At 46.7% G+C, this 17,126-nt stretch carries 16 protein-coding genes; 13 read left to right on the top strand and 3 right to left on the bottom strand.

Features of this window, described 5'->3' with window-relative positions; genetic code table 11:
- Positions 1-154: 154 nt before the first annotated feature.
- Both HPY27_RS01005 and HPY27_RS01000 read right to left on the bottom strand, forming a co-directional pair.
- Complete coding sequence (locus tag HPY27_RS01005; protein WP_017249143.1) at positions 155-778, bottom strand: cell wall hydrolase; 624 nt, start codon at positions 776-778, stop codon at positions 155-157.
- Positions 779-1,005: 227 nt separating this feature from the next.
- Complete coding sequence (locus tag HPY27_RS01000; RefSeq protein WP_173623607.1) at positions 1,006-1,701, bottom strand: peptidylprolyl isomerase; 696 nt, start codon at positions 1,699-1,701, stop codon at positions 1,006-1,008.
- Between the two features lie 136 nt (positions 1,702-1,837).
- Between HPY27_RS01000 and HPY27_RS00995 the strand changes: the two genes are divergently transcribed.
- The 8 genes from HPY27_RS00995 (at position 1,838) to HPY27_RS00960 (ending at position 9,424) form a co-directional block, all read left to right on the top strand.
- Positions 1,838-2,986, top strand: a complete 1,149-nt coding sequence (locus HPY27_RS00995) for a trans-sulfuration enzyme family protein (RefSeq protein ID WP_174224177.1) — start codon at positions 1,838-1,840, stop codon at positions 2,984-2,986.
- A gap of 137 nt (positions 2,987-3,123) precedes the next feature.
- Complete coding sequence (locus HPY27_RS00990) at positions 3,124-3,678, top strand: RNA polymerase sigma factor (RefSeq protein ID WP_017249140.1); 555 nt, start codon at positions 3,124-3,126, stop codon at positions 3,676-3,678.
- Positions 3,675-4,751 (top strand): TolB family protein, encoded by a 1,077-nt coding sequence (locus HPY27_RS00985; RefSeq protein WP_174224176.1) that lies wholly within the window; start codon positions 3,675-3,677, stop codon positions 4,749-4,751. Before HPY27_RS00990 ends, HPY27_RS00985 begins: the two co-directional genes overlap by 4 nt.
- Positions 4,752-4,765: 14 nt before the next feature.
- Positions 4,766-6,994 (top strand): hypothetical protein, encoded by a 2,229-nt coding sequence (locus HPY27_RS00980; protein WP_174224175.1) that lies wholly within the window; start codon positions 4,766-4,768, stop codon positions 6,992-6,994.
- The gene (locus HPY27_RS00975) at positions 6,988-7,920 is read left to right on the top strand and encodes an ABC transporter ATP-binding protein (protein ID WP_017249138.1); all 933 of its coding nucleotides are present in this window, start codon (positions 6,988-6,990) and stop codon (positions 7,918-7,920) included. Before HPY27_RS00980 ends, HPY27_RS00975 begins: the two co-directional genes overlap by 7 nt.
- Positions 7,917-8,783 (top strand): ABC transporter permease, encoded by an 867-nt coding sequence (locus tag HPY27_RS00970; protein ID WP_017249137.1) that lies wholly within the window; start codon positions 7,917-7,919, stop codon positions 8,781-8,783. The genes HPY27_RS00975 and HPY27_RS00970 overlap by 4 nt, the downstream gene beginning before the upstream one ends.
- Entirely contained in the window at positions 8,773-8,985 is a 213-nt protein-coding gene (locus tag HPY27_RS00965; protein ID WP_017249136.1) for a hypothetical protein, read from the top strand. Before HPY27_RS00970 ends, HPY27_RS00965 begins: the two co-directional genes overlap by 11 nt.
- 139 nt (positions 8,986-9,124) lie before the next feature.
- The gene (locus HPY27_RS00960; RefSeq protein WP_007718819.1) at positions 9,125-9,424 is read left to right on the top strand and encodes a DUF1292 domain-containing protein; all 300 of its coding nucleotides are present in this window, start codon (positions 9,125-9,127) and stop codon (positions 9,422-9,424) included.
- A 68-nt stretch (positions 9,425-9,492) separates the two neighbouring features.
- Here the strand turns inward: HPY27_RS00960 and HPY27_RS00955 are convergent, their stop codons facing one another.
- Positions 9,493-9,870, bottom strand: a complete 378-nt coding sequence (locus HPY27_RS00955; protein WP_016743484.1) for a YflT domain-containing protein — start codon at positions 9,868-9,870, stop codon at positions 9,493-9,495.
- A 499-nt stretch (positions 9,871-10,369) separates the two neighbouring features.
- Between HPY27_RS00955 and HPY27_RS00950 the strand changes: the two genes are divergently transcribed.
- From HPY27_RS00950 to HPY27_RS00930, 5 genes are all read left to right on the top strand, one after another.
- Positions 10,370-12,340, top strand: coding sequence for a DNA gyrase/topoisomerase IV subunit B (locus HPY27_RS00950; RefSeq protein WP_026043128.1), 1,971 nt, complete (start codon positions 10,370-10,372; stop codon positions 12,338-12,340).
- 2 nt (positions 12,341-12,342) lie between these two features.
- A complete protein-coding gene (parC, locus tag HPY27_RS00945) occupies positions 12,343-14,886 on the top strand; it encodes a DNA topoisomerase IV subunit A (RefSeq protein ID WP_174224174.1) in 2,544 nt (847 codons plus the stop codon).
- Positions 14,887-14,902: 16 nt separating this feature from the next.
- Positions 14,903-15,223 carry a hypothetical protein gene (locus HPY27_RS00940; RefSeq protein ID WP_017249133.1) on the top strand — a complete coding sequence of 107 codons (321 nt, stop codon included), beginning with the start codon at positions 14,903-14,905 and terminating at the stop codon, positions 15,221-15,223.
- 186 nt (positions 15,224-15,409) lie between these two features.
- A complete protein-coding gene (locus HPY27_RS00935; protein WP_174224173.1) occupies positions 15,410-16,057 on the top strand; it encodes a nitroreductase family protein in 648 nt (215 codons plus the stop codon).
- Between the two features lie 175 nt (positions 16,058-16,232).
- Positions 16,233-16,913: a metallophosphoesterase family protein gene (locus HPY27_RS00930; RefSeq protein ID WP_017249131.1), complete on the top strand. Its 681-nt coding sequence runs from the start codon at positions 16,233-16,235 to the stop codon at positions 16,911-16,913.
- Positions 16,914-17,126 lie beyond the last annotated feature (213 nt).

Here is a 17,126-nt window from a genome sequence, read left to right as displayed (position 1 = left end):
AACATGCTTACGTTAAAAAGTCATCCAAAGAAGATAATCGAACTTTTTCTCAATGCGTTGAAAAAGTGCTTACACCTACAACATAGCAAGCAAAAGTAAAACATCAATAAAATAAAAATAAAGTATTATTAAATCTTTTTCTGTAAGTATCGCGTTAACGAGCAAAACGATGGTTACCGATCTCAACCGTTACAGGACGTGACCAAATCCACTTGGATGTAGCCGTATCCGGATTGAAGAAGTACAGGGAACCATTGCTCGGGTCCTTTCCATTCACCGCGTCCTGGACCGCTTTTCTCGTACTTTCATTTGATTTATGTGTCAAATTGCCGTCATGGACAGGCGAAAACGCATTGGGAGCATAAATAACCTCCCGTACCGTATTTGGAAATTCATCTGAAGCAACCCGATTCAATACAACGGCAGCAATCGCTACCTGTCCTTCATACGGTTCTCCCCGGCCTTCCGCATACACTAACCGGGCGAGCAGTTCCATATCCCTCTGTGAAACCTTCACTTTTCCATTGCGAACCACTTTTGGGCGACTATCACGACTAACCTGCACAGACTCGCGTTTTACTGCTGTAGCAGATAGGGTTGATTTCTTTTCCTTCTTTGAAACTTGTTCCGATGGCGCCTGTGCACTACCGAGAACAGGGAGGATTTGTACTGGTTGTGGCGCCATTGCACTTGTCGGTGTGACAAATAAGCATAACAACATCAAGCCAAAACTGTTCAAAAAGAAGAAAAAGCGCGTTGGCGCTTCTCGTGTCAACATGGTGTGAACCACTCCTTTTCGCTTTTTGCGTTTTGATTGCGGAAGCGAATCAGGTCTTTTGCAAGTCTATCGGTCTTATCGGAATGGTTCAAGAGGTAATTGGTTCCATAGAACTATTTACAATATCGCACAAATTATGAAAGTGTTTTCATGAACGGTTATTTCTAAATAAAAAAAGCCACTTTCCCGTTGAGAAAGTGGCTTTCGTGTGCAGTTTGAGGCTGCTCTTATTTTTCCGTAATCGTAATGGATTTAATGGTAATCGTTTGCTCAGGAACACTTGGTTCACCCGTTTGTGGGTTTTTCTTTACTTTCGTTCCTGCAATTTTTTGAACGACATCCATGCCACCCGTAACTTTTCCGAAAATCGTGTAATTCGGAGAGTTGTCCAATCCTGTCACGTCAGGGCCAGAACCAATGAAGAATTGGCTACCATTCGTGTTTTTACCGGAATTCGCCATGGCAACTACGCCTGCTTCATATTTATGACCATTTTTCAATTCGTCTTCAAACGTGTAACCAGGGCCACCCATGCCAGATCCCAATGGATCGCCTGTTTGAATCATGAAGTCTTTGATGATGCGGTGGAACGTGATGCCGTCATAGAACTTGTCCTTTGCGAGGAAAACAAAGTTATTGACAGCAATTGGGGCATCTTTTTCAAACAGATCGATCGTAATGTCTCCCATAGAAGTAGAGATTTTTGCTTGATAATCCTTTGCTTTGTCAAGCTGCATAGCCGGAGCCTTCTCGTATTTCTTCTCTCCCGTTGGACCCGGTGGGTTAGCTGGCTCTTTGGATGCTGGTTTCTCTGCTGGCGTAGTCGGCTGATTAGGAGCAGCTTCATTGCTTCCTGTAGAACAACCCGTAACCAAGGCGATTGCCGTCAGACATGTAAACAGAGTAGTGATCAACTTTCTCATCTTATGCACCTTCCTTTGTTTCATACTGTTGGGTGGTTCGGTTTCGAATTATAACACAAATCGTCGAGCTTTTGCCAATCCGCTAGTTTCCTTTCCAATCTCGCGTGGTATGATTGGGAGAAAAGGGTGGATCAATATGGCAGAGCGATTTGAGACCAAAACGGTACATATTGGACATGACCCTTTGCGGGGAGTAAAGAGCAAATCTACACCGATTTATCAAACCTCCGTTTTTGCCTTCGATGGTTTGGAAGAAGTAGAACAGTACTATGTCGGCGAGGGAGAATACTTGTACACCCGAAATGGCAATCCCAACCAAGCGGAGCTGGCTCGTGCAATCGCTGTTTTAGAAGGCGCAGAAGCAGGGGTTAGTGCTGCCTCCGGTATGGGAGCGATCATGGCGGGTTTACTTGCCGTTCTTTCTCCTGGGGATCACGTGCTGGCTTCCCATGAAATTTATGGTGGTACGTACGCGCTACTGCACAAGGAGCTGTCGCGATTTGGGATCGAGCTCGAGTGCATCCAGCTTGGTCAAATGACAAAGCTTGCTGATCATGTTCGCCCAACTACGCGGCTGTTTTTCTTGGAGACCATCACAAATCCGTTATTGACAGTTGTGGATTTGCCTTACTGGATCAAGGAAGCAAAAAGTCTTGGCTTAACCGTCATGGTGGATAATACGTTTGCGACCCCGTATTTGGTACAACCCATTTCATTCGGAGCAGATCTCGTGGTACATAGTGGAACCAAATACATAGGTGGACATAGTGATGTGACGTCAGGTGTTCTGGTTGGATCACAGGCGACAATCAAGCGTGCCACAGAGGTCGTAGCCAACTATGGTGCATCGCTCAGTCCTTTTGAGGCCTGGTTGACATCACGTGGTTTGAAAACGTTGGCAGTGAGAATGGAGCGTCAATGCGATAATGCCAGCCAGATCGCTGCGTTTCTTCGTGAGCATACCGCAGTTGGACAAGTGTATTACCCAAGTCCTACGGATACCTTCTTTTTTTCACGGCAAAAACAGGGGGCAATGGTATCCTTTGTTCTGGCAGACGAGACGAAGATCTACGACTTTTACCGGGCACTTGACTGGATCAAGTTAGCTCCGTCCCTTGCAGGTGTGGAGACGAGTGTATCTCATCCTGTTACGACGTCTCACCGTGCTTTTTCTGAAGAGCAGCGCAAGGAAACGGGAATCACGATGGGATTGGTACGTTTATCGGTAGGAATCGAGGCTGTTCAAGACATTCAGGCAGCATTAGATGCCGCATTAGGGAAATAATTCAAAAAACTTTGCCACATTATGAAACTTTCTACCTAAGAAATACGTAATACTTAGTTAGAGTAGTCTCAGGATGCAGTGGAGAATGTCCATTCTGAGAGCATGCTTCAGTCTGGAAGAAACCGAGGAAAACGCAAATGGGAATGGCTATGAAGCAACCGTCGGGGCCATCATCCGGAGATTATTATGAATCTCGTCCATTTACGGAACTGTATGACGAATATTTTGATCGCGTCAACCGGTATTTACGATGCCGGGTTCAAAGTACGTGGGATGCCGATGATTTGACCACCGTGGTCTTTTTAAAAGCGCTAGAAAAATTCGAGCAATATAGCAGAACAAGTCCTTTCGCATCATGGATTTTTCGTATTGCTCACAATACATATGTGGATTTTATGCGGAAAAACAGGGAGTTACCGGTTGACCAGGAAGATTTTTTAGGAGCAGAACCGGACGACACATGGCAGCCGGAACGGCAGGCACTGACGAATGAAGAGGTTCGTCTGCTTCGTGATCGTCTGGACTTGTTGTCGCAGGATCAAAGAGATGTGTTGATGCTCCGGTACTTTGCTGACCTCAAAATTAGTCAAGTAGCTGAGGTGCTCGGCAAAACAGAATCGAGTATCAAAATGATTTCTTATCGCGGATTACAAAAACTTCAGAAGATGTATGAGAGGGGGGACTCCGAATGAGAGAAGAGGAGAAGCACCCCCAGGATCATCAATCGGATGATCAGACCGTAACCCAACTCCTAGCCCATTTGAAGCAGATGCGCGGATCGGTTCCTGTCAACTATCAGTTAAAAACAGACCTCAAAAAACAATTGCTCCAGAAAATGAGAGAACACGAAGCCAAACAGGCAAAAGTTCCAATTGCCGCACCCAAAAAATGGGGGAGGTTGGTTTGGAGTGGAATCGCTGCTGCTGCTCTCACCCTTGCCATAGGCGGATTTGTGTGGTGGAACAATTCCTCTCTTGCCGTTCGAGAGAATGAAATATTTAAGTTGCCAGCACAAGCAACTGTGGAGCTTGTTGATATTGATCGGAAAGCCGCTCAGCTAGCATACATCAATAATAATGCAGAGCTGAAAACCGTTCCCATTGATGAGGAATTAAAGCCAGTCACGATCAAGCTGCCACAAACCGAAGGAAAATACACCGGGGTAGCGTGGTCTAATTCTGGGAAGCAAATTGCAGTTGTCGAGCAAGGTGAAAAATTATCACGGATATGGATTGTGGAGATGCCAACGGCTTACAGCATGGGAAGCAGCCGATTGCTGAAGGAAGAAGAAGGGGTATTATACTCTTCACCAAGCTGGTCTGAACATGATGATTCGCTTGCCTTTACCCGCTCTAAAAATGGCGTCGAAGAAATTTGGGTGAGCAGCACAGTATCGTTTCAAGAATGGAAGCTTGTAGAAGGCTCTCAGCCTGAATGGTCACCAGATGGTAGCTTGCTTGCTTTCAATAAAGCCGGTGAAGTACAGCTGATGGAAATGCGGACGGGGAAAGTCACCTCGCTTGCAGTGGGACAGTGGGCATCGTGGAGCTCCGATACGAGATTAACCTATACACACCCAAATGGAATGCTGATGGAAGTAAACGTGAGTGAAGAGCCTTTTGTGACACGCGAGCTACCATTGCGAAACCAGTCATCTGAAGAGTTGATCAAAGGCACCTGGGCAAACAAAGGTAAGCACTTACTGCTTATCTCCCGCCATGATCAGTTGCAACAACTGGTTATCTCTTTGGCGTCACGAAAATGAGCGGAGGAACAAGCATGAGATGGAAATGGGTGTTAATCTTTGTCATCACATGGCTTAGCTTTTCGATACGCCCAGCTATGGCAGAGAGCAACGTCGACATACAATTCGAGATACCTTTAAGTGGTATCGTCAAATATGAATCATGGATGAGACTAAACGTAAAGGTAACCAGCCAAGAACAGGATTTCACAGGGGCTGTAGAGTTGTCGCAGCGACAAGTCAAAAAAAATAATGAATTTAAGCTTCGGCGTCCTATAAAGCTCGAGCAAGGAAAGAGTACAACCGTGTACTTTGATATGCCTTCCCAAATATTGCTCGATGATTGGTACGTCCAGGTGACGCAAAACGGTCAAGTTATCAAAAGCGAAAAGCTGCGTATCCCTTATCCAACAGACGGGCGCACCATTGGGGTGATCAGCGAAGAGGGCAATGCGTTTCATTTCCTTGCCATCAATCAATCACAATCCAAAATGAATCGACCCTTGTCCGTTCAAACTCTCACGGAACAAATGCTGCCTGACCAATCGTGGATTTACGAAAACATAGACATGTTAGCACTGGCAGGCAATAGTGGTTCCACGATTAATGATCAACAGATGGCAGCGATCAAGGAGTGGATCCAGCTAGGGGGGATCGTGGTTGTTTCCGCAGGTCCCAATCAAGATGGGATGATCCAGCGGTTCGCTGATATACTCCCTGTAGAAGCAGGAAAAGCTGGTAATAGAGAGCTACAGCAAGCATTAAGTGAGTATGACATTGCGAAAGTCGCACCGAATGGCAGTATCGGTGTATACAACCGAGATTTGCCCTTGTTTGTGTCAAAATCGTACGGTAGAGGGCTACTTCTATTTGTCAACTATGATGTGACAGCAGAGCCGTTGGCATCGTGGCAGTTTAATGCACAACTGTGGCAGAATGCAATGATCCAGCATGGTGCCAAGAAGATTTTTGAAGAGAAGCTTTATATGGATCAAATGACACGGCCTTTTCTTGACTTGAGCAAGAAGATTCCTGAAGTACAGACTCCTCCACCGATCTGGATGGTGGCGTTGTGGGGCGGATATGTAATTGTACTCGCACCATTGACTTACTTCGTTCTGAAAAGATTGAGAAAACCTGAATGGGCGTGGGGGGTCATCCCAGTTGGAGGGATTTTCTTGACCGTCGCTATTTTCGCGGTTGGAAAGCCTGCTGTTGTGAAAACGAGTACCAGCTACGCCGTAACCAAGATCGACATATTAGATGAGTCTCTGGCTCATGTTCGCTCAGCCGCAACGTTTTTGGGGGTGGATCAAAGCGAATACGATGTTCAACTTGAACCTTCGATCGTTGCTTTGCCTTTGACAGTCGGGCGAAATGATTATCGACCAGAGGGACTCATGGAGGGCGATGAGGTTCTGTCTTTCCGTAATCTCCCTTATTTGACACCAAAACAGGCAATCGGTATCGGGGTAAAACACGACATGGGGGCTTTTGATGCTTCCTTACGAATTAATGAGAATCGTCTGCAAGGGCACGTGAAAAACAATACGGAGTTTGCCTACGATCAGACCTATATTGAAATTGGTTTTCAGCGAATTCCGCTTGGGCCATTGAAAAAGGGAGAAGAAAAGCAGATTGACAGTGTGCTTGAGCCCTTGTTTATGCCAAGAAAACCACAAACAACAAACGAATTGCAAACGGTGGAAGAACGAATCAAAGAAATGCAGGAAAGAGTCGTTAAATATGAAGAGGGGAATCAAGTAAGTATCATCGGTACAACGACAGAGCCTCTTCCTCTGATGACGATGCAGGTGCCTCACCAAGCGCAGTACTGGAATGTCATCCAGCAGCCTATTCAATTCCAGCCGAATGAACAAGGGCTGGTGACTTTTCCGTATGGTCTGCTTGATGCCGAGATGTATGAAATGACAGGAGACTTCGACAGTACCGGGTACATTTGGCAGCTTGGAAAGGGCAGCATTACGTTTGAATTGCGCACGGATAAAGCGGCGATCAATATGAAGCGATTAACGGTACCGCTGAATCATAGCTCATTCAAACCTTTCCGGATCGAATACTTCCACCAAAAGAGCGGTAGGTGGATACCTGTTGAGCGCGGGACGAGACTTGTCCTCGATAAGGAACTCCAGCAAATATTGACGCCAAATCAAACATTATTGCTTCGCTTTTCCCACAATGGAACGTCGCGATTAGCTCTACCAGAGCCAATTTTCCAGGTAGAGGGGGTGCAGAAATGGTAATCGAAACCGTTCATTTAGGAAAAAGATACGGCAATCTACAAGCTTTGGCGGATTTGAACCTTTCCATCGAGCCAGGTAAGGTGTTCGGTTTCATTGGTCCAAATGGTGCCGGAAAATCTACCACGATGCTTATCTTGTCTACCCTTCTGGAACAGAGTGAAGGGGAAGCATTTGTATGTGGCTACAATGTTCGAAAAGATCCTGCGAGTGTACGCCAGTCTGTTGGCTACATGCCCGATTTTTTTGGCGTATATGACAATTTGACAGCCGTGGAGTATTTGGAGTTTTATGCCGGAGCGTACAAAATTCCAGCCTCCAAAAGACGGGCACTCGTCGGTGATCTTTTAGAACTGGTGAATTTGTCTCACAAAGCAGACGCTTTCGTCGATTCTTTGTCTCGAGGCATGCAACAGCGCCTGGGGCTAGCACGTTGTCTCGTACATGATCCGGCCGTGCTGATTTTGGATGAACCTGCGTCAGGACTGGACCCGCGAGCCCGTATCGAATTGCGCGAGATTATGAAGCAACTACGCGAAATGGGCAAGACGATTATTATCAGCTCCCATGTTTTGCCGGAGCTAGCCGAGCTGTGTGATGATATTGGTGTCATCGAAAAAGGTAGATTAATTGCGTATGGTTCTGTGCATGAGGTCAGCAATCGGGACACAGGACAGAGCCGGATGCAACTAAGAGCCCTGCGGAACTTGGACAAAGCGGGACTTCTGTTAGCGAGCTCTCCGTATGTACATCAATTGACAGAGTATATGGGAGGCTATCGCTTCTACTTTCAAGGGACGGAGCAACAAAAAGCTGAATTGCTTCAAGAACTGCTGGATGAGCAGGTTGCAGTCGTCTACTATGGCGATTCCAAGAAAGATTTAGAAGACGTCTTCTTAGCGATTACGGAAGGAGTCGGTATGGAGTGAGCGACTTCCTGTTCAATCCTCTTTTGGTAAAAGAAATGCGGGACAGATTCCGCTCGAGAAAGACCATGCTCATTTTAGCGGTTTACTTGTTTGTCATGGGGGGAATACCGATGGGCTTTTTGCTCATGGACCCCTTAAAGGCCGAATCGTTAGGGGATAACCGGGATCTGTTTCTGATATCCGCGGGGATACACTATGCGATGGTTTGTTTTGTGGCACCTGCTCTGACTGCTGGAGCGATTAGTGGAGAGAGAGAACGCCAGACCTTGCATATTTTGTTGACGACCCAGTTGTCGACGCGCACGATTATTTTGAGCAAGCTCATTACGTCTTTGGCGTTCTCCACACTGCTCTTGGTGGCCTCGATGCCTTTGTACAGTATCGTAATGCTGTACGGAAGCGTCTCCCCGGAACAAATGGCCCAGCTCGTCCTTTTTCTCGCGGTGAATATGTTTTTTCTTGGGTCGTTGGGGTTGTTTTGCTCCACTTGGATTAAACGAACGTCGATCTCGACGGTCACCACATACGGCATTGCCTTCTTTTTTGTGGTAGGTACTGGATTGCTGTTCTTTTTCATCGGTGAGTCTTTACAACAGACGTATCCAGAGCAATACGTCAATTCAAATGTTTGGAGCATGTATGAGCTACAGATGCTTGCAGGGACGAACCCTATTATCGTTTTGTCCGATATTTTAGGCGAGTCATTCGATCAATCGGATGACATCACTTTTGCACCGTGGTTGTTTTTCTCATGTGTGTACGTGGTTCTTTCCTTTGTGCTCGTCATCTGGAGCGCTTATTTGTTAAAACCAATCCGCCGAAAATGGTGGAGTTGGAAGAAACGACCTGTTCGTGTACAATGAAAAAGGTGCATGGGAAAAGGGAGGTTTTTTTGTGAGCGATCAAGATGTACAGATCATTGATTTTGAAGAACTGCTTCGTGCGATTGAGAGCCGTCTGGCATCTGCGGGGATGTATGTCAAACGCGAAGCGATCGTGACTATTCTTCAGGCAGAAGAAGCATTTTTGCTTGAAAAAGGTGTTCTTCAAGAGTATAGTGAGTAATCAGCTAACAACCTGCCTAAAGTGGTAGGTTGTTTTTTATGGACAGGGAAGGCATAAAGTCATTCGCCTGTTTGCTTCTCCCGGAAAAAAACGGTATGATGGAACAGAGTACGAATATCAGCATAAGGACGTGAACACATTGACAGAAGAGAACAAAGACCTCGAATTGGGCGATATCATTACATTGGACGATGAAAATGGTGAACCGTTGGGGGATTTCGAAGTATTGGCTATGTTCGACCTGAACGGTAAAGAATATATTGCCTTGGCTGAAGCTGTGGAAGATGAAGAAAGCGAAGAAGATGAAGAAGTGGATATCTTCGTATTCCAAGTAGACGGCGGCGAAATGGTACCATTGGAAGAGGACGAGGAGAGCACTGTTTACGCGAAGCTGAACGAAGTGCTGGAAGGCATCGAACTCATTAAAGAAGACAAGTAATCTCCGGATGAATGAAACAAGCCACTGCTGGCGTTAGAACCCAAGCAGTGGCTTTTTCTTGCGGTCGATCAGTCATTCATTTTAATAATGTTATCCTTAAGGTCTCGTACAACGAGAAGGCATGTATAGTCCGTATCTTGCAGTTCCCGAACCAATGCCGAGCACTCATCTTTGGTAAGACCTAGCTTTTCAAGACGAGTTCGGAGTTCTTTACCGCCATTGTCAAAGAAATGCGCCATGCTGTCAATGTGACCGACGGCACTTTCAAAGTGGGTACTGTATTTATAAAAATTGTTTCGTTGATTTGAGTGATTTTTATCAGGATTCCATTTCAAAACCCAGATGTCATCACTATTGTATCCAGCAGAATTTAACGCATGAACGTCAGAAGCTAGCTCAGCATCATACTTATGGAATTTGACAAACGGCTTGGTAGCACTGATCAAAAGTATTCCCCCCTTTTTGGCCTCAGGAATCGATGCCTTACTAGGATGCCCAAAGCCAAAGCGCGGATGAATGGAAATACCTGAGGCATATTTTCCTTGTTAGTAGCAGGATTTACGCTTGTGTGGGAAGAAATAGAGAAAGGGAAACAGATGTTTTGGTTTTTCGTTTTGACCAATCTTCACCATTAGTGCTACACTAATTAATGGAATATGCATATCAAGTACAGTTCGAAATGAGAAACGAGGAATACTGAGAAGAATCGGCCATCTCGCTAGGGGCGAGGTGGCTTTTTTGCCCCATTTTGCTACTGGCGTTGAATACTATGGGAACCATACGGTACAATAGCGATTAAGTGTTCGCTTTTATTAGGAAAACGTTCCTCTCATGGGGATTGAATCATCTCGGCGTTTTTCAAAAAAGGTGAATACGACGCTAGCCATCAGTAAAAAAGGCATGATCGTTTTTCTACGTGTCCGAAGAGTAGAGGGGAGAGCGCGATTGAAGGAAACAGAAACACAGCAAACATTAACGTATACGGAAGAAGATATTCAGGTCTTAGAAGGCTTGATTGCCGTTCGAAAGCGGCCTGGGATGTACATAGGCTCCACGGGCTCACGTGGCCTGCATCATCTGCTGTGGGAAATTGTAGATAACGCCAAAGACGAGGCGCTTGCTGGCGTTAACGATAGCATCATCGTCACTTTGTACAAGGATGGCAGTGTCAGTGTGGAAGACCATGGACGCGGAATTCCAACGGGTATGCACAAGACTGGCCGACCTGTACCAGAAGTTATTTTTACGACGCTCCACGCCGGTGGTAAATTCGGCGGCGGCGGATATAAAAAAAGTGGTGGCTTGCACGGGGTAGGCTCCAGTGTCGTTGTCGCCTTGTCCAAATGGCTTGAGGTCGAAATCCACCGGGAAGGCAAAATTCATAAGCAACGCTTTGAATATGTGCTGGATGCAAATGGAATTGAGCATGTCGGTAAACCGGTTACCGGTCTTGATATCACAGGGAACACCAAACGTACAGGAACAACCGTACGTTTTCTGCCGGATGACGCGGTGTTTGGGAATGCTCGCTTTGATTATGAGACGATTCGTGATCGTTTTCGTGAAACAGCATTCCTTCTGAAAAAGCTGCGCATGGTTTTGATTGACGAGCGTGGGCCTGAAAAGAAACGGGAAGAGTTTTACTTCGAAGATGGCTTGAAATCATATGTTTCTTACTTGAACGAGGGGAAAAATACGCTCCATCCGATCGTTTACTTCGAAGGGGAAAAGGACAATATCTACGTCGAGCTGGCTTTTCAGTACAATGACGGCTATGCAGAGACACTGGTGTCCTATGTCAACTCGATTGTAACAACGGACGGCGGAACTCATGTCACGGGCTTCCGCAACGGTACGACCCGGATCTTTAACGAATTTGCCCGGAAAAAAGGGTACTTGAAAGATAAAGACCCGAACTTGACTGGAAACGATTTGCGGGAAGGTTTCCTCGGTGTATTGTCATTGCAAATGGCTGACGTCCAGTTTGAGTCCCAAACAAAAGACAAGCTGGGGAACGAAGAAGCACGGGCAATCGTAGAACAGATTGTTTCCGAAAAGCTAGGCTTCTTCCTCGAGGAAAATCCGGAAATAGGCAAGCTGCTGATTGACAAGGCATTGCGTTCTGCTGAGATTCGCGAAGAGCTGCGCAAACAACGTGAAGCACTGCGCGGCGACAAGAAAGGCAAAACCGCGAAAAAGCGCAAATCGATTTCAGAAAAGTTTACTCCACCACAATACAGAGACTCCAAGCGTAATGAGCTCTTCCTCGTCGAGGGGGATTCTGCGGGTGGCTCTGCAAAACAGGCGCGTAATTCAGAGTTCCAAGCCTTGTTCAGCCTGCGCGGGAAGCCGTTGAACACGGAAAAAGCAAAGCTTTCCGAGGTATTGGCGAATGAAGAGTTCCGCACGATTCTAGAGGTGCTTGAAACGGATATTGGCGAAGAGTTTTCCATCGAAAACTGTGCATTTGACAAAGTCATTATCATGTCTGACGCGGACGTGGATGGCTCGCACATTCAAACGCTGCTGCTGACCTTCTTCTTCCGCTACATGCGCCCGATGATTGCAGCTGGTCACTTGTATATTGCCCAACCGCCTTTGTATCAGGTGAAAAAGCAGAGCAAGGGTAAGCAGACAGAGGGGATCTACTGTTGGAACGATTACGAGCTGGAACAGGCATTGAAAAAGGCTGGACGCGGTGCTGAAGTGCAGCGCTACAAAGGTTTGGGTGAGATGAACGCCGATCAGCTCTGGGAAACAACTATGGACCCTGAGACGCGCAAGCTTATCAAGGTTGAACTGGAAGACCTCGCTCACTGTGAGAAGCTGGTAACCGTTTTGATGGGTGACAAAGTCCCACCACGGCGTGAGTGGATCGAGAACCACGTCACCTTTGAAGTGGGGGAGGATGAATAAGCATGCTGTCCAATCAAATTATTAATCAGAGCTTCGCGGAGATTATGGGAAAGCGCTTCGGGGACTATGCCAACCTGGTTATTCTCTCACGCGCGATCCCGGATGCTCGCGATGGACTAAAACCGGTACAGCGCCGTATTTTGTATGCCATGTACCAAGAAGGCAACACGAACGATAAACCATACCGGAAATCAGCGAAAACGGTCGGGTACGTGATGGGTACCTATCATCCGCACGGTGACTCGGCGATTTACGAAACGATGGTACGGATGGCGCAATGGTGGAAAATGCGGCAGGTGCTTATTCAAGGTCACGGAAACTTTGGTAGCTTAGACGCAGACCCACCAGCCGCTATGCGTTATACCGAATCCAGACTGTCGGCGTTGGCCAATGAGCTTCTGCGTGATATTGAAAAGGATACGGTTACATTTATCCCGAACTACGACAACTCCGCTCAACAACCGGCAGTATTGCCTTCGCGGTTTCCTAATCTTCTCGTGAATGGTGCGGCCGGGATTGCGGTTGGTTTTGCAACGGACATCCCTACTCACAATTTGGGCGAGGTCATCGATGCGGCTGTTGCACAAATGAAGAACCCGAATATCTCGCTGGATGAGCTGATGCAGCACGTCAAAGGTCCAGATTTTCCGACAGGCGGCATTGTTCAAGGGCTGTCCGGAATTCGCAAGGCGTTTGAGACAGGCCGTGGTCAATTCATCATTCGCGGGAAGACCCATGTAGAGGAGCCAAAAGGCGGCAAAGTCAAAAAAATCGTCATTTCCGAAATCCCTTACGAAGTGGTCAAGTCGAAGCTCGTCGGCCAAATCGATGAGCTTGTGATGGAGCGCAAAATCGAGGGGGCGCTGGCGGTTCGCGATGAAACTGGTCGCAAAGAGGCTGAGCAGAAAAAAGTCCGTATCGTAGTGGATATTCGCAAGGAAGCGGATGAGCAGGCGATTCTCAACTACCTGTACAAAAATACGGATCTGCAAATCTATTACAATTACAACATGAACGTGATTCATGAGGGGACCATCCGCCAGATGGGACTCAAGGCTCTGTTGGGAGCGTACATCGACCACCAAAAAGAAGTCGTCACGAATCGCTGTCAATATGATCTGAATCGTAAGCAAAGCCGCGAGCATATCGTGGAAGGCTTGATTCGTGCCAAGTCCATTTTGCGTCAGATTGTCGATACGATTATGGATTCGGAAGACCGTGCAGATGCCAAGAAAAACATCATGGAGAAATACGACTTCACCGAAAACCAAGCAGATGCGATCTTGAACATTCAGCTCGCTTCCTTAACTCGCTTGGATATCGTCAAGCTGGAAAAAGAATTGGCTACACTGGCAAAAGAAATCGAGGAATTGAAATCGATTTTGGCAAGCGAGAAAAAGCTGATTCAAGTCATTACAGGCGAGCTGAACGAGATCAAGAAAAAATACGCAGAAGAGCGCCTGACAGAAATCCAGGGCGAGATCGAGGAAATCAAAATCGATATCGCGATGCAAATCAATGCTGAGGATTGCATCGTAACTCTCACAAACGAAGGATATATCAAGCGGACGAGCCCGCGCTCCTTCAAATCAGTGGGGGGAACGTTGGAGACATGTGGGGTAAAAGAAGGAGACCGTGTCCGCTATTTCATGGAGGCGAATACGTCTCACACTGCTCTCTTCTTTACCCAGGACGGTAAATACTTCGCCACATTGGTCAACGCCTTCCCAGACGATAAGTGGAAGGATATTGGTTCCGCCCTCGTCAATATTATCCCGTTGGAGAAGAATCAGCGGATCGTTGGCTTTACGATCGTAGAAAACTTCAAACAACCCCTATATGTATACCATGTAAGCAAAAATGGTTTGATGAAAAAGACGGCGTTGTCCGAATACGAAACGAATCGTTCGAGTGCGTTGGTAGCTGCGAAGCTGAAAGCAGACGATGACGAGTTTGTGAATGTATTTGTGGCTGACGAAGCTGGGGCGATTCTCGGTGCGACAAAAGATGGCATGGGCATTCGATTCCAGCGCAGTGAAGTCAGCGCAACGGGTAGAGCATCGAGCGGGGTAAAAGCAATCGCACTTGCTCCTGGCGACGTTGTCATCACGATGCTTCCGATTGAGGAAGTCGATTCACGTGCCTTTAGCTTGTTGACGGCTGAAGGGGTTGTAAAACGCACAGCCATTGCTGCAATCCCACTCCAGGCTCGCGCAGGCAAAGGCGTACAGTTGATTCGTAAACGAAAAAATAATCCGCATGAGCTTGTTGCGATGTTCATCGAGGAAACGGTTTATGCCTGGACGACGCAGAACGAATGGACCCCTGTCGAGACAGAGCAAGTGATCGTCAACGAGCAAGGTGGCATCGGCCGACAACTGGTGGAGGGTGGGGTAAAAGCAGTAGCTTTTGAAACCATTTTGCCGTCAGATGAACCGAAGGATGAAGCGACTGCAAAAGGCTCCGGAGACGGAGCTGGCACAGCAGGACAACAGAAAACGCCTAATGCCCAGGCTAGCCTGTTCGATGGAAATCATCGTGAATAAAAGGAATGATGAATAGATGGCGTTTGAAGCCTTTGTTTCACCGCTAAGCTGGCAGCAGGTTTCTCTGCTCCTCGATACTGTGCAATATTTCGAAGACGCACCGAAACTGCTCTCTCTTCCACAAGACCAAGGAGCAAGTGTGCCTGTGCCGATTACGTCTGACACATTGAAGACGATGCTTGGTTGTCTGGACGAAGAGGATGCATTTAGCCGGAAAGCTTTTTCATTGAGTTGGGAAGCAGCTGAGGACGAAGGGAGTGGCTATCTCGTTGTCGAGCTCCCGAATGGAGACACCGTGAGACAGCCAGCCATTCTATCCGCTTTTTCTCCGGTTTAACAAATAAACGCTTTGGTGACGCGCTTGCATTTATGACAGGATGTGAGTCGTTTTGCCAAAGCGTTTTTTTGCATACAAAAAGATTGCCAGCGAATTGGAGTATGTGATACAGTTTGAACACGAGTTGTTGTGTAATAAAGTTAGTAACTTACTGGATTTTTATACTTACCACTGGAGGATGGAATCATGGAAAAAGTCATCGACCAAAAGGCTTTTATCGACGTCATTCGGGAGCGTCGTTCCGTACGTCATTACGATTCAACAGCAAAAATCTCGCGGGATGAACTAAAGGAAATGCTTAAGGAAGCGACCTTGGCACCTTCAAGCTCCAACCTCCAGCCATGGCGGTTTTTGATTATCGATGAACAGCCATTGAAAGAGAAGCTGCTCCCCATCGCATTTAACCAAAAGCAAGTGGTTGAGGCTGCGGCGATTATTGCAGTCCTTGCAGACTATGAAGGCTACAAGCAAGCCGGGAGCATTTACAAAAAAGCCGTCGAAGCAGGCTACATGACAGAGGGAGTAAAAGCTACACTCATCGACAACATCAACAAGCGTTATGAGAATCGGGATCGAGCCATCATCAAGGAAATTGCTTTGGTAGACGGAGGTCTCGTCTCGATGCAATTGATGCTCGTTGCCAAGGCAAGAGGGTATGACACGGTGCCAATGGGAGGCTATAACAGCGAGAAATTCAAAGAAGCTTTCCAAATCCCGGATCAATATGAAACGGTCATGTTGATTGCAGTCGGCAAAGCGGCTGAGCCTGGTCATCCGACTACTCGCCTGGATGTAGAAGAAATTACGTTCTGGAATGAGATGCCGAGTAAATAAGCATGGAGAAATGGAATAGCCTTGGCCTGATATATGATTTTGGGCCTGGGCTTTTTTCACGTTTAAAAGCTTTTGCTGGACAGACATGCTGGCAATCAGGTGAAATGGGGCGTACAATAAGGTGACATGACAGTAACGAAAGAGAAGCCGTATACGAGCGAAAGAAGGGTGTAGGATGAAAAGATTGTTGGCAATCAGCGATATTCATGGGGAATTGGACAAACTGGAATCGTTGATGGAGCAAGTTCAGTACGATCCACAAGACGATCAATTGATCCTGCTAGGTGATTATGTAGACCGTGGACCAGCGTCGAAGGGGGTCGTCGACAAGGTAAAACAGCTCCATGCAGAAGGAGCAATCGTGTTGATGGGCAACCATGATCATATGATGGTTAAATCATTCGAGCAAGACCCTGTCTTTATCGAACGATGGTTCCGAAACGGCGCACAAAAGACGTTGGCGAGCTATGGTCATGCCGCAGCAGATACGGAGTCTGGTGTACCGGAGGCCTTGGAAATCACCTCTTCAGTCAAAGAACATCTGGAATTTTTGGCTGGCTTGAACTGCTATTATGAAACCGATGATTATATTTTTGTTCACGGGGGTGTACATCCCGAGACTCCAGTTGCAGAGACTGACCCGTACCTGCTGATGTGGATACGTGATGAGTTCCATAAAGGTTACCAGGGGGAGAAGACTGTTATTTTTGGTCACACGCCAACCAGTTACTTGCACGGTAAACATGATGTGTTTTACGGAGAAAATAAAATCATCGGCATTGACGGCGGGGCCGTATACGGCGGCCGTCTGCATTGCTTGGAACTGCCTAGCCGAAAGGTTTACTCAGTAGAGTAATAAAACAAGAACGAAGGCTTTCACCTCTCTTTCCAAAGAGCGGGTGAAAGCCTTTTTGATATGCGTCAAGATAAGTTCAGAGTAAGATTGTAATGAATTTTTATTTAAATAAATTGCAAAAATTAATAATTTAAGGCTTGTATTCCAATATATGGGATAGTAAAATATTCCCAAATCACTCATATTCTTATTGTTCACCATCATATTAGCCCA

Origin of the sequence: Brevibacillus sp. HB1.1, from assembly GCF_013332445.1 — a bacterium.
Classification (GTDB): domain Bacteria; phylum Bacillota; class Bacilli; order Brevibacillales; family Brevibacillaceae; genus Brevibacillus; species Brevibacillus porteri.
The sequence above is the reverse complement of the archived record's forward strand: the minus strand, read 5'-3'. Positions and strand labels throughout refer to the sequence as shown.